Consider the following 789-nt stretch of genomic DNA (forward strand, 5'->3'; position numbering starts at 1 on the left):
GTTTACGTTTGCTCATAAGCTCCGATGAATCGCTAGGAAAAGAACCAATGGCGCTATTCTAGCAGTAAAAGTATTCCAGAAGCTTGTTTATATCGAATATAGTGATTATCTTTAGCTGCCAAGCACCAGCATTAATCATAGGACTATTTTGATGACCGACAGCCCCGCGAAACATAAAGACAACCTTATCTGGATCGACCTAGAAATGACCGGCTTGGATCCTGAACAAGAGCGCATTATCGAGATCGCTACGATTGTGACCGACTCACAGCTAAATACCCTGGCGGAAGGGCCGGTTATCGCGATTCACCAAAGTGACGAATTGATGGACTCTATGGATGAATGGTGTACCAAAACACATGGTGAAAATGGTCTGACTGCTCGGGTTAAAGCCAGCAATACTTCCGAGAGAGAAGCAGAACAAGATACGATAGAGTTCTTGAAGCAATATGTAGATAAGGGCTGCTCGCCAATTTGCGGAAATACCATTGGTCAGGATCGGCGCTTCTTGGTGAAGTATATGCCGGAGCTAGAAGCCTTCTTTCATTACCGGAACCTGGATGTCAGTACATTGAAAGAGCTAGTTAGGCGCTGGAAACCAGAGATTCAATCAGGCTTAAAAAAACAAGGTACTCACCTGGCACTTGATGATATTCGAGATTCGATTGAAGAGCTAAAATATTACCGGGAGCACTTTATTAAAGCCTAAGTAAGTGCCACTCCTTTAAGAACCCTTCTTTTGGTTTCTCCGTGCAGGCCTCCGGCCGCTCTGTGTCCTCTGTGGTGGGT

Annotated in this window: 1 protein-coding gene; it reads left to right on the top strand. The window is 45.1% G+C overall.

The window, feature by feature from the left end:
* Positions 1-151 precede the first annotated feature (151 nt).
* Positions 152-709 carry an oligoribonuclease gene (orn, locus tag A3766_RS21210; RefSeq protein WP_068509667.1) on the top strand — a complete coding sequence of 186 codons (558 nt, stop codon included), beginning with the start codon at positions 152-154 and terminating at the stop codon, positions 707-709.
* Positions 710-789: the final 80 nt, after the last annotated feature.

Source organism: Oleiphilus sp. HI0132 (assembly GCF_001635845.1).